Source organism: Marinobacter sp. LQ44 (assembly GCF_001447155.2).
Lineage (GTDB): Bacteria > Pseudomonadota > Gammaproteobacteria > Pseudomonadales > Oleiphilaceae > Marinobacter.
On the sequence record NZ_CP014754.1, the window covers coordinates 3,072,930 to 3,089,195 of the forward strand.

Consider the following 16,266-nt stretch of genomic DNA (forward strand, 5'->3'; position numbering starts at 1 on the left):
ATTGTTGTTTTAGGTTTCAAGTTGCAACCAGATTATCAGGAAATGGCCGCCAGATAAAAGAACGGATGGCAAAGGACAGCTGACCTTTGTTCATAAAAAAGGCCAGTCCGGAGACTGGCCTTATCAGGCAGGGGCCTGGGTTAACGCTGAGCCGGTATTTCCTTTACCGGGTTGGAGATGAAGTTCAGGTAGACGCCTTGCGAGGGAATTTCCAGAGGAATGGATATGTCTCCTCTATCTACGCCCGTTGACGAGTCAGCGATGCAAGAGAATATTCCCTCGAACCCTCTCGCTTCTACACACGCGGCGTAGCTCAGGAAGCCTCCGACAAGAGGGATCTCAACATTGACATTAACATTGATAAGGGGAGCATTCTTGTTTCTCTGCTCCACCTGCATACGTCCATCATCAAAGAACACGATCGGGCCATCCAATTCCAGGGACAACGGCTTGCTATAAAGGTCATGCGAGAGCGCCTGCGCGAGCGGCAGCGACAGATTCGGCGCGTCCAGGGTCAGATCCGCCGTCGTCATGAACGTGGGCTGTCCGTCTTCGCCCTCAACAATCAAACCCTCAACCAGCCCCATCGGGTTGTCTTCGGTGGGCTCGCCGTAGGTCATGCGCAGAATCTGCGGGCCGGTTGCCTGTTCTCCGAAGCCATCCAGGAACACGCTTGCGGAGGTTGTGGCCAGCATGGTCGGATACAGCAGAACCCGAATAGCTTCCTCGCCGGTCTCCTCATTCAATACTACCGTTCCCACGATTTCGGTATTAAGACCGTAGGTCTGATAAATGAATTTGTTCTCCGGACACTCCTCCGAGGCTGAGCAGCCAACGCTGGCACCCACTGGAATACCGAGTGCGCTGGCCTGATTGCCAATAACACCCAACTTGGCAGCGTTTGCCGAGGGCAGGAAGCCGCCATTTGCTTCATCGACTTCATGTGCGAAGGGCTCCAGGCAATCGGTCGCGCCGGGCGAGGTGCAGTCAATCACATAGTTGGAGTTGGTGTCTCGCACGGGCAGGTTACGAAGCGGTGTGAACACAGTATTAACCGCTTCTGTACCCTGGAAATAGATCTCCATATTCGGGCCACCAACATCCTCGGGGTCAACCAGAACGTCGGTTTGCAGCGGATAGCCCTGCTCTGAGCAGATCGCAGACTCGCAATTCATGCCAGTGGCAGACGCCATGGTGTAACGGTAATAGCTGCCGGGCTCCCAACCTTCATCGGGATAGAACCGTATGCGCTGATTGTTCTTTTCCAGTCGACCGGCGACTTCCGCAAAGTCGCCGGCTTCGCCGCGTTTTTCCACTTTGAAAGTGTCACCTAAACGGATGCTGTCCAAGTTCATGGACTGAGAGAATACGACCGTAATCGGCCGATCCTCAGGCATGGTTGTAATCGGTAATATCTGACCAGCCGGGCCGTCGGGCGCTGCGTCCAGACATTGGCCGTGATTCGGGTTAGCTGAATCAAGATCAACGGGTGTAGTGGCACAGGGATAGCCGGGGTAGGTGGTCAGGGCAATCGGTGAGACAAACTCAACAGTGGTCTCGGGGTCATCCAAAGCTTCAAGAGTAAAATTCAGTGGCGCGAGTGCCACAGGGTTGCCCGCAAGGTCAGTGAGGCCGTTCACTTCTACAGAGTAAGGAACTCCGTGTTCAAGACCACCCTCAGGATTAAGCACCAGAGCGGTACCATCAAGACTGTGATCGAAGGCGACGGGTGTTCCGTCGGCTTTGAGCGTTACCCCGTTGCTAATAGATTCGGCATCCAGTGGTTCGTCAAAGAACAGAATCACTGGATCACCCGGCCGCTGCATCGATTGCCGGGTAGATGGGGTGGCGTTCTCAGGGCCTGGCATCCAGCTCACCAGTTGCGGCGGTGTGGTGTCCAGCTCCCGCAGCGTTTCTGCATCCAGGACTGAATCCACGTCTGTGGCGGCCTGCAAGTGGAAGGCAATAGTGGAATCGGTAAACTCCTGGCCCAGCAGGTTGGGCTCGACCATGCCGATGGCGTCGATGGTCAGTATGCCATTTTGTACAAGTGCAATCCCTCGCAGCTCCACACCCATCAGATCCTGTGAAAGCGAGGCATTGGGCTGCGCTTCCTCAGTGTTCATGGAAACGTCCATAAACAGGGTAATGTGGCGCGGGGCATTCTGGTTGTCAGTGTAGGGGTTCGGGCTGAGGTAACCGGAGGCATCCGACAACATGGTGACCTTGATGTTACCGGTGGTCTGCAGTTGTCCGGAGTCCGCATTCAGGATCGGCACCGCACCGCCGATCAGCACATCCAGGCTGGTGCTGTTCAGAACGCTGCCCTTGGGCACTCGCAGGGGCAGGGCCTCATCCGCCCTGAAGGCGGGGGCATAGGCCAGCTCCGCGAACAGATCGCCGGTTTGCTGTGACGGGCCTGCTACGCCTTGAAGCACCGAGTTCAGGGTAACGCCGTTAATGATCTGGCCATTGAGGATTGATCGCTGGGCAGACTCCTCGGATGCCCCTTGCGCGAGCCCGGAATCCACTGCCGCCTGCTGAAGCACCACGGTTGGGCCGGTGTCGCGGGGCTGGAAGCTGAATTCCTGGCTGAAGCGGTCACCCTCCGGGCCGTTGGTGAGGCTGGCCAGGTTGTTGAGTTTGAGTGTGTAAGTCTGGCCGGCTTCGAGAACATCGGCCTTGCTGCCGCAGTCTTTCGGATCTGCTGTGACGCAGGGATCAACCGTAATGCGGTTGCCTTTGACCAGAACGGTGGCCGGCACCGTCTGGTTATCTGAATTCAGCAGCTCAATGGTGCCGCCAAGTTTTTTCCAGTCCGGATGGACAGGGTGGGTCATGGCCAGGCGAAAGGTGGAGAAGTTCATGGCCTGGAAGGCGCTTCCCTGATCCGGCACCTGCCAGGCCACCCGGAAGGTTTCGTCGGTGTTGGTCAGGTTGGCGATAGCGGTAAAGTCACCCCGGGTGTCGAACTGGATACCCGGTTCGCCGACCGCATTAGGGGTAGCGACGGTGCGACCGCCCTCCGCTGCCAGCGGCTGTTCGAAGGTGACGGAATAGCGGGTCAGGATATCTAACCTGCCAGTGGGCTGGAGCTTCAGGCTTTTGCCACCGTCGATTTTCTCGACGGTAAAGTCCTGAGAAGTATCGCCAGAACTGACGCGGATTTTCTCACGGAGTGTGGCTTCATCATCGGTAATCGCATGTGAGAATCGCAGTACCAGCTCGGTTTTCGGACTCACATCGGCTTGTCCGTCCATCGGGAAAGAATACACCACAGAACCGGGCGCGGAGCGCTCACTCATGGTCTGTTCATCACTGCCGCCGCAGGCGGCGAGCAGAATTGCGGGAACGAGTGCCAGTGTCTTATTGTATTTCATGGCCTTCCTCTCCTCAGAACTTCAGGGTGATGGAGCCGCTGACGACGTGAACGTCACCGTCTGCTGTCACATCGGTTTCATTGCCATCAAAGTCGACCAGCGTGAAATCGCGTTTCTGCAGTTGCTGATACTGATAGCCCAGGTCCAGTCGCACCGGGTAAGCCAACAGGCGGGTCCGGTCATAGGTGGCGCTGATGCCAAGGCCAACGATGATTTTGTCGGTGTCCAGGTAGTTGAGTTCGGGATTACGCGTCGTTTTCAGCGGTGATTCTTCATAGGCAACACCACCTCGTACCGCGAAGTTCTTGTTCAACTGATATTCGCCGCCGAGGCGGGGAATGAGGATATCGTCAAACTGGATACGGTTGCCTGGAGCAACAGAGCTCTGGTCCTTGATCGTGTCGCTGGCGAAAATATCTTCGAGTTCCGACCAGTTCTGCTGCTCGATACTGCCGCCCACTCGCCAACCGTCGCCGACATACTGTGTGCCAATAGCGAAGGTTTCCGGCTGGAAGGAGTCGATGGTGGTCACCGCCAGGCTCAGGCCCGGGTCTGGAATGGTCTGGGTAACGATGATGTTGGAGTCCACGGTGGTGGAGGCCGATGACTTGGTGCGATAGGTGAACGCGGTCTCCCAGCCATCCAGGAAGCAGTTGCTGTCCGGGCAGAAGGTGCTGCCCAGATCGACACGGGTGCCCAGAATGGTTTTCATGGAAGGCTCTGCGCTGACCGCCAGGCGCTCACGGCTGGTTTCGCCACCGAGGGTGGAAACCGCATCCAGGTTGGCGGTGGCTTCCAGAGTGATTCTGACCGAAGCGCCGACGGAAATACCGCGCCAAATCGGAGTGGCGCCGCCGATATTCAGGAACAGAGGTTCACGGCCATACTGAAGGTACTGACCGGTTTCGCTGGTTTCGGAGCCGAAGGCCAGCATTTCCTTGCCGTATTTCTCCACGCCGGCCACGAAGCCCAGGTAGATCGGATGCTTGAAACGGGTCAGTGAGCCCAGATTGGTTTTCATGCCGATCAGCACGTGCTGGCTGGGCGAGCTGGAGACAATGTCGCCGTCGGCATTGGGGTTCTTCGAACGCAACTCCTGCTCTGCATGGAGTATGCCGCCTGTCAGCTCGCCGCGCTGGTCACTGGTCAGTGACGCGGGGTTGTAGTAAGTCGCGGACACCTGATCGTTGAACATGGAGAGCGATTGAGCAGTGCCCACGTCGACGGGCATTACGCCGTAGCTGGTACCCAGGTTGCCCATACTGGCGTGAGCATTGAAAGAAAGGCCGGCAGTTGTTGTGACAATGGCCAGGGACAGAGCCCGCAGGGCAAAGCGGTGAGAACCTATCATGTGTAAAGCTCCTTTTATTTTTGTCATTCAGGTGTTCATGCGCCGGCGATCATGCGAGCCGTTTTCGTATCTACACCTCTATACTGGATACTAGCCCGCTTGTCTTTTTAGGACGTTGGCCCGGATGACGTAAATTTACGTCGATTTGAACACACAATTTCCCACTTACATGGTTAGACAAAAGCAGAGGTCTGTGTAGATCAATTCGGGTCAGGTTTGTTGGGGATTTGTGAATGAATGCGACGCTTTGTATAAAAAAGGCCAGCGGGTGGCTGGCCATAAGGAAGGTTTGGTGGGGATAGCCCGCTTGCTTGAGCGGGCTGGCGCTTATTTCTGGGTATAGGGGGACAAGTAGTTCAGGTTCAGTTTGCCTGGCGGGATTTCCAGATGAATCCGGCTGTTGGCATCAACCGCGACATTGGCGATGCCTCCACAGATGTAGGTAAACGGCCAGAGCCCGCAGAGACCGCCAGTGTTCTGGCCGGTGATTTCGATATTACCTCGGGCGTCCACGTTAATGGGTACAGGGTCTGTGTTGCTCAACGATATCTGCATTCGGCCATCGTCAAGGAAGGAGACAGGGCCTCTTAGTCTCAGGTTGTTGATTTCATAACTGCGCAGGTTGTGAGTCAAGTTGGCCGGCCCAATGCTCGGGTTCAAGTAGGGCGCATCCAGGTAAACGTTTAGCGAAGTCTCAAACGTCAGTTGCCCGCTCTCGTCGTTGGAAATGAAACCTTTGGGTGGAGTTCGACCGGCTTCGCTGTCGTTATCGTATCGGATGCGCATCAGCATCGGGCCGGTGGGGATCTCTTCGTTCGGACTCAGGTCGACGCTCAGTATGAAATCCGGGAAGGCATCGATAAAGCTGGTGTCAATCCGGACCCAAACACTGCTGGAGGTTGTCGCCAATATCGACGGGTAGATATCAACTGGGATTATTGGTCCGTTATCGCCGTCATTAGCCTGGGGGCTGCCATAGACCAATGTATCGAGCATCGCGGTAAGATAAATGGATTGGTCGCTGGCACAGTCCAAACCAACCTGGCAGCCAATATTCGCATCAGTTACAACGGTTGTGCTGTTCAGCGGTGAAACGCCCGTTGCCCTCAGCCCCGCCGAATTACCGGTCGTTTCATCACCTGTGGCACCTTGCTCGGTTCCCTTCTGGTAGGTCAGGTCAGAGTTGGCATCTGCGGTTGGCAGATTACGCAAAGGCAAACTGACGGTTTGCGACGTCTCTGCCGTTGCAATGAAATGATTTACCAGGGCCTGTCCACCAAAGGTTCGATTGTTTCGATTCCGTGTGCCCTGGGTAAGCAGTTCGGTCTGCAACGGAAGGCCCGAAACAGAGCGGATGGCTTCGTTGCTGTTCAAGGTATAACGATACTGAACTCCAGGTTCCCAGCCTACGACTGGCGTAATAACCAGACTGCGAGGCGTGCGGGTAACATCGTATTCGCCGACAGGTACTGAAACCCAGATGCCATCCTGGAATGCCTCCAGAGAGAAGCCGGTGCCTGGAATCAGGGTGTCTGGGTCGATGTTCTGTGAAAATCGGACCACCAGAGGCTTATGACTTGCGTGCTCGGGAATCGGCAGCAGGTCGTCCGTTGTCTTGCCACCTGCGCATCGGCCTTGATGGCCCTGGCTCAGGTTGATCGCGGTTTTGGTGCAAGGGAAGCCGGGCATGGTCGCCAGCACCAGCGGTGATTGATCCCCTGGGGTTCCCGGCAGTGTCGGCGCAAGGTTGAAATTCAGAGTGGTAGAGCCAAGGCTGAGCCCGGCTGTGTCCTTGATGTTCTCGAGAATCAAGCTGTACTCGGTGCCATGAGCAAGTGCTACTTCAGGCTGAATAATCAGGACCGACCCGTTCAGAGAACGTTCGGCGGCAAGCTCGTTACCGCCCCCAAACAGTTTAACAGTGTCTTGATTAATGGTTCCCGGCAGTACAGGTTCCGAAAAGTAGACGATTAACGGGTCGCCGGGGCGCAATGTATCGGCGTAATCGTCGCCAGGTACCCAGCTTTTGATGAACGGTGCCTGAGTATCGGCAAAGTTCTCTGCCTTAGGCGCATCATTTGGGTTCCGATAGCCTTCAAGCCGGAAAGAAATCAGACCGGATGCCACATCCACGCCCATAACGTCTGGCTCGATTACGCCAACCGCTTCGATGGTCAGGGTGCCTTGCTCCACAATGGCGGTACCAACCAGATGCACGTGCAGAAGTTCCTGGGCCAACGCAGCATTGGCAACGGTGTTGCCGGTAATGAGCGCCATGTCGATAAAGAGCTCAACCATCCGTGGCGCATTCTCATCATCGGTGTAGGGGTTCGCCATCAGAAAACCATTGGCATCTGACAGGAAGCGCACTTCTATTGCCTCTGATGAAAAACCTGCGGGCAGGGCGCCCGCCACGTTGACATCCACATTGGAGCCGGTCATCAGGGTGCCCCGATCAATCCGCAGCGGTACGCTCTGTTTGTTGGCATCAAACCGCGGTATGTAGCCCAGCTCTGCGAAGACGGTTCCCTGCGCACGGGTACTGTTGTCCTGCCCCAAAAGAATTGAACGCAGGCCCACGGAGTTGAATCCCTCCCCGGACAGTGAAAGGTCTCCCAGCGTGGTTGTTGCGGTTTGTGGCATCCGTTCTCGCTCACCCTTGGGTGAACGGGAATCGAGCGGCTGGAAGGTCAGGGGGGTATCGTCTGAAAGGTTCAACGATGCCTGTGCCAGCATGCTGCGAATGTCGTCACTCAGGTGCAGGGAGTAGGTCTGGCTTGGGTCCAGATCTGATTCAGGGTCAACCGTGACTCGGTGACCACTGATATACAGCTGTGCTGCAACGGTTTCATCCTGGCCATCCAGCAATGCAATGGTGTCCCCGTAACGGACGGTTTGTTCATCCACCGGTTCGGTAAACTGAATCCGCAGGGTCGACATGTCCGTTGCAGGGTACCGATCATTGCCAGCAGGAATAACCCGAGCCAGGTCAAAGCCAGTGCCTTCGGCCTGGTCCAATAACGGGCCTGTAGTGGCTGGCGCGGTGGTGAATTCAATGCCGCCATCAGGCAGCGTCACCACATCACCGCCCACCCTCAGATCCGTATTGATCAGCGTATAACGGGTACCGGGTAACAGCGCCTGTGCAGGCCGCACCGCAAGCCCCCGGTTCTCTGAGGTCATCTTCGCGTCGGTCAGTGTAACAGTGTCACCGTGCTCACTTTTCAACTGAAGGCTTGCAGCGAGTTCAGCTTCCGGAGTGGCGATACCCTGGGTAAAGCGCAGGAAAATGGGGGTGCTGGTGGCGACTGCCGCTTGCCCCGCCATGGGGTAGCTGAAATACAGGTCGGCTTTTGCAATCTCTGATCTGTTGACGGTTTGCTCGTCCCTGCCGCAGCCTGCAACAACAGACGTGACCAGGGCCATTGCCAGAATGGAACGCTTCATACTACACCTCGTCAGAACTTGAAGGTCACAGAGCCCGCGACAACGTGCACGTCGCCATCGGTTTCGACGGTTTCATTGGCGGTTTCGCTACCAAACGGGGTTACCTGAAAATCCCGCTTCTGCAGTTGCTGGTACTGGTAGCCGAGATCAAACCGGACCGCATAGGCAAACAGGCGAGTGCGCTCGTATTCAGCGCTGACGCCCAGACCCACTACGATCTTGTCGTTGTCGAAGTAGTTGACCTCCGGATTCTGGGTGCTGCGAAGGGGCGATTCTTCATAAGAAACGCCCGCGGTGACAGCAAAGGCTCTGGTAAGCTGGTATTCACCGCCAATTCTGGGGACGAGAATGTCGTCAAAAGACATTCTCAACCCTTCACTGACACCGCTTTGATTCTTGATGGTGTCATTGGCGAAGACATCTTCAAGTTCCGACCACTTCTGATGTTCGAGACTGGCTCCAACACGCCAGCCATCACCCCGGTAATGCAGGCCGAAAGCAATGATCTCGGGCTGGAAGGAGTCAATGGTGGAGACAGCCAGAGGCAATCCCGGCTCGGGAATCACCTGGGGCACCACCACATTGGCGTCCACCGTGGTTTTGGTATTGGAGCGAGCGCGATAGGCGAGGGCCGTCTCGAAGCCGCTAACGATGCACGCCTGCTCCGGGCAGATCGTTTCACCAAGATCGACGTTGACGCTGGCAATGCCTTTGATAGACGGTTTTGCGCTCACCCCCAGCCGTTCCTGGCTGGTCTCTCCGGCGAGCGTAGAGCGTGCGTCGAGGCTGGCTTCAGCCTGAAGGGTAATCCGTGCGGCCACACCTGCATCAATTCCGCGCCAGATCTTGGTTGCCCCACCGATGTTCAGGAACAGAGGCTCGCGGCCGTATTGCAGAAACTGGCCGTCTTCCGAGGTTTCCGATTCAAACGCCAGCATTTCCTTTCCGTATTTCTCAACGCCCGCCACAAAGCCCAGATACAGCGGATGGCCGAAACGAGTCAGCGAGCCCAGATTGGTTTTCATGCCAACCAGTACGTGCTGGCTTGGGGAGTTGGACACCACATCACCATCCCGAGTGGGGCTGCTGGCGCGCAGCTCCTGCTCGGCATGCAGCAGGCCGGCGGTGAGCTCACCCCGGGGGTCCTTGGTCAGATAGGCTGGGTTGTAATAGGTGGCAGACACTTGTGTATTAAACATCGACAGTGCCTGTGCTGAGGCTATGTCACTGGGCATCACGCCATAGGTTGTGCCAAGGTTTCCCATGCTGGCAAACACGGGTAACGACAGGGATAGACTGATCGCCGAAACAGAGGCGCAGAGAATCCGCTTACCTGCGAAATCAAAGCCGTGCATTGTAATACTCCGTTGTTTTTTTTAGTCGCTTGTCGGTCTTGTGACCGATTTATCATTATCCTGTGATCATAAGCTGGACGGAGCATTGCGTGGTGTGGCTTTGGTGACAGGTAAAAAGGCGTCTGAGGGTCAAGCTTGATATAAGTTATTGCCTGGCATTGGGTTTACGAGCCAGCCCGAGAAGTGCGAGAGCGATCACGTTGTCCGTTTTGTGATGAGTTTCACGTATTTTGGGGCTTCAGCCGTGTGTTAGTGAGCGCGGTAATTCTGTTTGATGCGTAAAGAAACCTGACAGCGACTTCTATGGTGGGCCAGGATCAGCGTGGTCGCTAAAAACAAAGCCCCCCAAGAGGAGGGCTTTGAAGTGAGGGCAACGTTTCTAGCTGTTTATGCAGTGCGTTGCAGCTTCCGGCGAACCGTCAGCAATCCCAGTATGCCAAGACCAAGAAGGCCCAGCGTGCCCGGTTCGGGAACGGTAACGGTACCGCCGTTGAACTCAGTCAGATGGCTGAGCTGAAGATCTTCTTTGTCCTTGAAGTAGTCCAGAAGCCGGAACACGCCCCAATCCATGTTGGGCTCGTTCTTGAACAGAACGTGTGTGCGGGCGTCTTTCAACAGAAAGTAGGACGGTGTGGTCATCAGCTGAAACGCGACGATACCAGCGTCCTCGAGCGTTACCTGAAAATTGGCAGGCTCTGTTTTTCCAGCATACGTCAACGTGGTGCCCACAACACTTGATGCCCAGGTAGCCTCTGTGGCCGGGTTTGAAGGGCTTAGGCCGTCAATTTGGCCGAGAAACGTATCGACCCCTCCAACGTCTGTACCACCCGCGATGGTGTACGCAAAAGCACTGCCACTGACACTGAAGGCCAGTAACGCACTGAATAATACGGTTTTGATTTTCATGATGACACACTCCTTGAGATCAGCACCTGTCGGTGACCAACGGCACCCTGTATCGATCTTGCACTACCCATTCCTCAAGGGCGTGTAGTGTCGGGTTTCCATACGGATGTCATAGAGGATTAAGCAAGCGGTGGGCCAAGGTTTCAGGGCATTGATCGATATAAGATTTTTGTCTCTGTTCGTGCCAGGTGTGTAAAGTTATCTGACGTTGAGCAAGGCAGGCCTGTTTAGTGATTTGTCACGACGCTCCAACCAGCAGGTTGTCAGCGCCAGCCACGCTTGCCAGGGATCTGTTAGAGCCGTTCGGTTTGCGAAACGGCCAGCGTGAGCCCCTCGCCCTTAATCAGCTCAATGGAAAGATCAGGATTTATGTCCCGAAAAATATTCAGATGAGAAACTGGAGTGCTGGCGTTTTCGCTTCCATGAATGAGTTTCAAGGTCAGGTTCGGAGTTTCCAACAGATGGCCCCAATCCTGAATCATGATCCTGAGGTCCTCCAGGTACCCCGCCCCGAGTTGATTGACATAAAACCCATAGGCTGCAACTACCCCTTGTTTCAGGGAGTTTTTGCGAATCACATGTTCATCCGGCTCCACGCCCTCGAAAATCACTTTCGGCCACTGTTCAGGGCCGAGCTTTCTCATCCTCAGGATCAGCAGGCGAATCAATAACCTGGCCAGCCAGGGCGCGTGGCGGGCAGCTTGAATGAAGATGGCCTGATGAGCTGGCATGGCGTTGATCTGTTCCAGCTCCTTGAACGGTGGCGCGGCAGAGACAGAAACAACGCCGTTTATCTGGATGCCGGAGTGTTGCATGAGCGCAAGTGCCGGTATCAGGGCGACTTCGTGGGACAGAATGGTTACCTTGGAGATCGACAGGGAGCCAAGTACGGCGAGGATATCGTGGCACTGGCTTTCCAGTGGGTCTTCGGTTTTGTCCGATGGTTCGGTCCGGCCATAGCCGGCACGTTCAACGGCTATGACATCCAGACCAAACTGCGCGGCCAGTCGCCGCTCATCCGGAAAATCCCCGGCACCGAAAGACGGACCGTGCAGGAAAAGCACTGGCCGTCCGCCGGGTTTGCCAAATCTTCGCCAGCCAATCTGTCGTTGCTCGCGAAACAGCTCATGGATGCTCATGGGGTAATTGTCGTAGTGAACGGAAAGCAGATCCCCCTTTGTCGTCACGGTATCCATTGCAGTCGCTGCAGAGGCCGCCATAGTGGCGGCCTGCACCTGGCTTTTGGCACCGAGCTTTTGCAACAGACTTTTGATCTGTTGCCGCACGGTGGCCACGGAACTGCCTCGCTCCCCGGCGATCTCTTCTGACGAGCAGCCGCGAGACAGAAGCGCGAGGATATGCCGCTCGCTGGCGGACAGGCCGAACACGTCGGCAAACGCCAAATCGATGGATTCCGGCCAGTGTTGTTGCAAGGCATTTAGCACAAAGGTTTTCAGCTTCTGGTGGTACATGCCCACGAGAATCAAAGGCAGGGCATGCTCATCACTGCCTTTTCGATAGGCCTTAAGCAGCGTGGGACCCTGAGCAGTGGCAAGGCGTTCTTTGAACTGATGGAAAGCCTCCGGGCTGATGCCAAGAGCGACCAATCCATCACCGGATTGCATATCAAACAATTGGGCTGCGCCCACGTTGAGCGCGACCACCTGGCCAGACTCATTGAGCGCCAGGGCGGGCGCTGTGTGGTCGTTGACCAGTTTGTACAGCGGGTCGTGCCCGGTTGCACGCTCCTCTAGGTCATGCAGGGCGGTCGACAGCTCCAGCGCAAGTTCCGTAGGTAGGATGGCTTGCGAGCTGAGATCCGGTGCCAGGGCCACTATCAGGTCCGCAAACTCAGCCTTCCTGGCTGCCACTGCAGACACCAGTTCCTTGAGATTTTGTTTGTCTGGCATCTGTCTCCGCCGGATTTGTGTTATCGGTTAAACGAAACCGGGGCCTTACCGGATCACTTTATACCAGATGGTAGATGCTGCCCTGAGCTAGGCGTATTAATGTTAACCAAAAAATCAGGGGAGTCACGGGCAGGTGATCGCAGACTATGCAGAAATTTTCCAGCACCGGGGCGGCAGCTACCACCGAGCCATGTTAAATGTGCCCCATGCCCGGGTGCGTGAGTTTCAGCGGGCCGTTGAGCCGCTGGCTGCGGATCTCGCTGCTAATCCCATGCTGCGGGTAGCGGATGTGCCCGCCGGTGGTGAGTATCTTCAGTATTTCCTTCCCAATTCCATCATCTATCAGGGCTTTGACCCTGACGGATCCCCACGAAATAGATAAGAAAATCAGGATGATATGATTGAAAAGGCCTGCATGGGTCGGCATGTTGTTAATCGCCAAACCAACAATATGCCTAAGGAGACCCATGCAGGCCCCTCGATTCTTACATACTCTGCTGACCTCATCACTCCCCCTGGTCCATGCCAAGCGCCTGCAGGCGCTGCTCGACACGGTGGGTGCCCTGCTGGGCGAGCGCCGCCTGGGCTTGACCGCCCTGGGGCGTGCCTTGCCAGGGCCAGTGGCTACCAAGCACACCATCAAGCGAGTCGATCGGTTGCTGGGCAACCCTCACCTGCATCAGGAGCGTCCCCTGTTCTATTGGCTCGTGGCCAGCCTGCTGATTGGCCACATGACCCGCCCGCTGATTCTGGTGGACTGGTCGCCGATTGATGACCGTGGCAAACGGTTCTTGCTGCGCGCCGCGGTGCCCTTTGCCGGGCGCTCGCTGCCAATCTTCGAGAAAGTCCACCACAAGGATGGCTGCCAACACTGTGAGGCATACTTGTTGGCCGCTCTGGCCGAGATACTGCCTGACAACGCCACGCCGATCTTGGTCACCGATGCGGGCTTTCGTAATCCCTGGTTCGAGGCGGTTGAGGCACGTGGTTGGTACTACGTCGGCCGGGTGCGTAGCCCGGTTCGCTGCCAGCTGCCAGGGCAGGCGTGGCAACCTGTGTCAGACCTGTTTCCGCAAGCGACATCGGTACCGCGGGCGCTGGGTTCCGTGCAAATTGCTGAGAGCAATCCACTGACCACCCGCATGGTGCTCTACCATCGGCCGCCGCAGGGGCGCAAGCATCGCAACAAGCGCGGACAGGTCTCCCAGGACAGCCGCAGCCGGGCGATTGCCCAGCGCCAGAAGGAGCCCTGGGTGCTGGTCAGTAACCTACCGGCGCGCTCAACGCTGGCGGACAAGTTGGTGGCCATTTACCGGCAGCGCATGCAGATTGAAGAGGGCTTCCGCGACGTCAAGAGTCCCCAGTTCGGGCTGGGCTTCGGCATGCATCAGTCTCGCCAAGGCAAGCGGATCGAAATCCTGCTGCTGATCGCGATGCTGGCCAATGTCGTGGTGATGGTTGCCGGTCTTCAAGTCCGAGACAGCGGGCAACAGCGACGCTACCAGAGCAACACGATCCGTCATCGGAACGTTCTCTCCGTGTGGCGTTTGGGACTGGAGTGGCTGCGACGTCATTGTGTCGGTGCTGTCCCATGGCCCTCTTGGAAGACAGTTCTGACGAGCCTCCAAGGGGAAGTCAAAGAGCAGGCCTTATGCGATGGATAGCAAAGTTCGTGGGGATTCCTCAGGCTTTGACCCCAGCTCGGGCTTTAATAGCGACCTGTACGAAAGCTGCGGGCTGGCCGATTTACCCTTTGCTGATCAATCCATCGATGCACTTGTCAGCCTTGCAGGGCTGCACCATTGCTCGGATAAACGCCCGTTTCTGAATGCCAGTCACCGTGCGCTGGTGCCCCGGGGCATGCTGTCCATTCTTGATGTGCGAGCCGGTTCGTCCGAAGCCCAATTCCTGGATGAGTTTGTGGGTGAATACAATGGTATGGGGCATGAGGGCGACTATCTGGGGCCTGAGTTCGTGTTGCAGTGTGATACACAACACTGGGAGATCCTCTCGGCGGGGATGGTGGATTGTCACTGGCAATTCGTCAGCAAAACCGAGCTTTGTGATTTCTGTCGCGGCTTATTTCGTCTGCAGCGTGTCTCCAACACCATGATTCTGGACGCCGTTGCCCGGTACCTGAACTTCAGGGCAAGCACGGATTCACACGAAACTGTGCTGATGCCATGGCGCCTCTACCGTGTGGTAGCTCGCAAACGGTTTCCGAGCCAGAGGGAGCACTGAATGCCGTCCAGACCCGATTGGAACATGCAGCCGCCGGTTACTCGCTACCCTGGTGGCGCCGATACTACCCGCCAGCCGGGCTTCTGCGTGAATATCCGGCCACCTTCTAGGGAGGCTGAACCGCTGTCGCCGACCTTCGCTACCTTGCTTGAACGCGCATTTCCGGAACCAGCCTTTGGTAACTTACCGAAACCGCCGGCTCACCCGGTTGGGCCCGAGCCCTGGCTGGAATGGCTCGGGTATTGGTATCACCGGATGATTCGATACGCTGGTTTACCGGTATTCGAAATGCCAAAAGCACTGTCATCGCCGGACAAGCCCCAGTATTACCGGATGTATTGCCCGGCCTACGAGGGTACCGAGAACGCAAGCTTGTCACTTTTGAAGTGGCTGTTGACGGTTTCCATGGCGCCGCAAACCGACACCCTGATGCGTGAGGCAATGAACGGCCTTGATTCCCTGATGAAATCGCTGTCGGCCGGTGCACCAACCTCGGCCAATACCCTGCGCTTCCTCTTCGCGGCGTTTGAAGCACGGTTGCCCGTCGTCAGCCTTGGCCACCACATGTTCCAGATCGGCATCGGGGCATCCGGCGTTTGGCTGGACGGTTCGTTTACCTCTGGAACGTCGGTTATGTCGGCCAATCTGGTGCGCAATAAGGCGGCCACCAGCGACTTTCTGGCCAAAGCAGGTATTCCGGTTCCCTGGCAGGCACTGATCACGGAGGAGGCCCAGCTGAAGACCGTTGCCGAGGCTCTTGGGTTTCCATTGGTCTGCAAGCCGGCGGATCTGGACGGTGGCCAGGGCGTTCATCTGCATTTGGAAGACCTGCCTTCGCTGGCGAAGGCTTACCGGCAGTGCCGGGAGCTGAGTAAACAGGTGCTGACTCAGCCCCAGGTGCAGGGCCGGGATTACCGGTTAACGGTGCATGCGGGGGAGTGTGTCTGGGCCATCGAACGGGTTCCGGCTCGAGTGATTGGCAATGGCAAGGACACCGTGGCGGCCCTGATCGACCATGAAAACGCCCGGCCAGAGCGCTCAGGCACCGGTCACAGCCCGCTCAAACCACTGCCAGGTGTGCACTCCGCCAAAGACCTGTTGAAGGCTCAAAGCCTTAAGCCCACCAGCGTGCCTGAAAAGGGGCAGATCGTTGTCCTGTCGCATTTACCGAATGTCGCTGCCGGTGGTCAGCCAGTACCCATATTCTCTGAAGTGCACCCGGACAACGCCGAGCTGGCCGCCAGAGTGGCGCGCCTGTGCCGGCTGGACCTGGCCGGCATCGACCTGATTATGCCAGACATTCGCCGGTCCTGGCGTGATGCCGGCGCCTGGGTGATCGAAGTGAACGCGCAGCCGGATATTGGCCAGACCACCGCCGCCCACCTGTACGGCAAATTGCTCAAAAGGATGCTGCCGGAAACGCCTGTTGAGATTCGCTACGTTGAGGGCCGGGAGAATGATGCCTGGGGCAGGGGGGACAGGGTGAGTTGTCAGGGGCGTTTGTGGAATGGGCTGGCCTGGCAGCCATTGCCGGAGAAACAGGCAGAACGGGTGGCCTGGGCACGGCAGTGCCTTTTGGATGACCAATGCCAGGGTATCTGGCTGGATAAAGAGAGTTGGACGTGGTTCAGGCAAGCCGCCACGGATCTTGCGATCCGGTGACGGCTTTAGAAAGG

10 protein-coding genes are annotated in these 16,266 nt (G+C 56.8%); 4 read left to right on the forward strand and 6 right to left on the reverse strand.

Annotated features, from left to right (window positions below; all coding sequences use genetic code 11):
- Nucleotides 1–140 precede the first annotated feature (140 nt).
- The 6 genes from ASQ50_RS14045 to ASQ50_RS14070 all read right to left on the reverse strand — a co-directional run bounded on the left by ASQ50_RS14045 (nt 141) and on the right by ASQ50_RS14070 (nt 12,349).
- The gene (locus ASQ50_RS14045) at nt 141–3,380 is read right to left on the reverse strand and encodes an Ig-like domain-containing protein (RefSeq protein WP_058091985.1); all 3,240 of its coding nucleotides are present in this window, start codon (nt 3,378–3,380) and stop codon (nt 141–143) included.
- A gap of 13 nt (nt 3,381–3,393) precedes the next feature.
- Complete coding sequence (gene aupA / locus ASQ50_RS14050) at nt 3,394–4,731, reverse strand: alkane uptake protein AupA (RefSeq protein ID WP_058091984.1); 1,338 nt, start codon at nt 4,729–4,731, stop codon at nt 3,394–3,396.
- A gap of 327 nt (nt 4,732–5,058) precedes the next feature.
- Entirely contained in the window at nt 5,059–8,178 is a 3,120-nt protein-coding gene (locus ASQ50_RS14055) for an Ig-like domain-containing protein (RefSeq protein WP_058091983.1), read from the reverse strand.
- An 11-nt stretch (nt 8,179–8,189) separates the two neighbouring features.
- On the reverse strand, nt 8,190–9,533 hold the full coding sequence (gene aupA / locus ASQ50_RS14060) for an alkane uptake protein AupA (RefSeq protein WP_058091982.1): 1,344 nt from the start codon (nt 9,531–9,533) through the stop codon (nt 8,190–8,192).
- A 387-nt stretch (nt 9,534–9,920) separates the two neighbouring features.
- The gene (locus ASQ50_RS21465) at nt 9,921–10,439 is read right to left on the reverse strand and encodes a PEP-CTERM sorting domain-containing protein (RefSeq protein WP_058091981.1); all 519 of its coding nucleotides are present in this window, start codon (nt 10,437–10,439) and stop codon (nt 9,921–9,923) included.
- A gap of 293 nt (nt 10,440–10,732) precedes the next feature.
- Nucleotides 10,733–12,349, reverse strand: a complete 1,617-nt coding sequence (locus ASQ50_RS14070; protein ID WP_058091980.1) for a LuxR C-terminal-related transcriptional regulator — start codon at nt 12,347–12,349, stop codon at nt 10,733–10,735.
- 133 nt (nt 12,350–12,482) lie between these two features.
- On the opposite strand from ASQ50_RS14070, the gene ASQ50_RS21080 reads away from it, so the two are divergent.
- The 4 genes from ASQ50_RS21080 (at nt 12,483) to ASQ50_RS14090 (ending at nt 16,252) form a co-directional block, all read left to right on the forward strand.
- A complete protein-coding gene (locus tag ASQ50_RS21080; RefSeq protein ID WP_156510017.1) occupies nt 12,483–12,731 on the forward strand; it encodes a hypothetical protein in 249 nt (82 codons plus the stop codon).
- Between the two features lie 85 nt (nt 12,732–12,816).
- Complete coding sequence (locus ASQ50_RS14080; protein ID WP_058092936.1) at nt 12,817–14,013, forward strand: IS4 family transposase; 1,197 nt, start codon at nt 12,817–12,819, stop codon at nt 14,011–14,013.
- A complete protein-coding gene (locus ASQ50_RS14085) occupies nt 14,006–14,590 on the forward strand; it encodes a class I SAM-dependent methyltransferase (RefSeq protein ID WP_058090671.1) in 585 nt (194 codons plus the stop codon). Before ASQ50_RS14080 ends, ASQ50_RS14085 begins: the two co-directional genes overlap by 8 nt.
- The gene (locus ASQ50_RS14090; protein WP_058090672.1) at nt 14,591–16,252 is read left to right on the forward strand and encodes a hypothetical protein; all 1,662 of its coding nucleotides are present in this window, start codon (nt 14,591–14,593) and stop codon (nt 16,250–16,252) included.
- Nucleotides 16,253–16,266 lie beyond the last annotated feature (14 nt).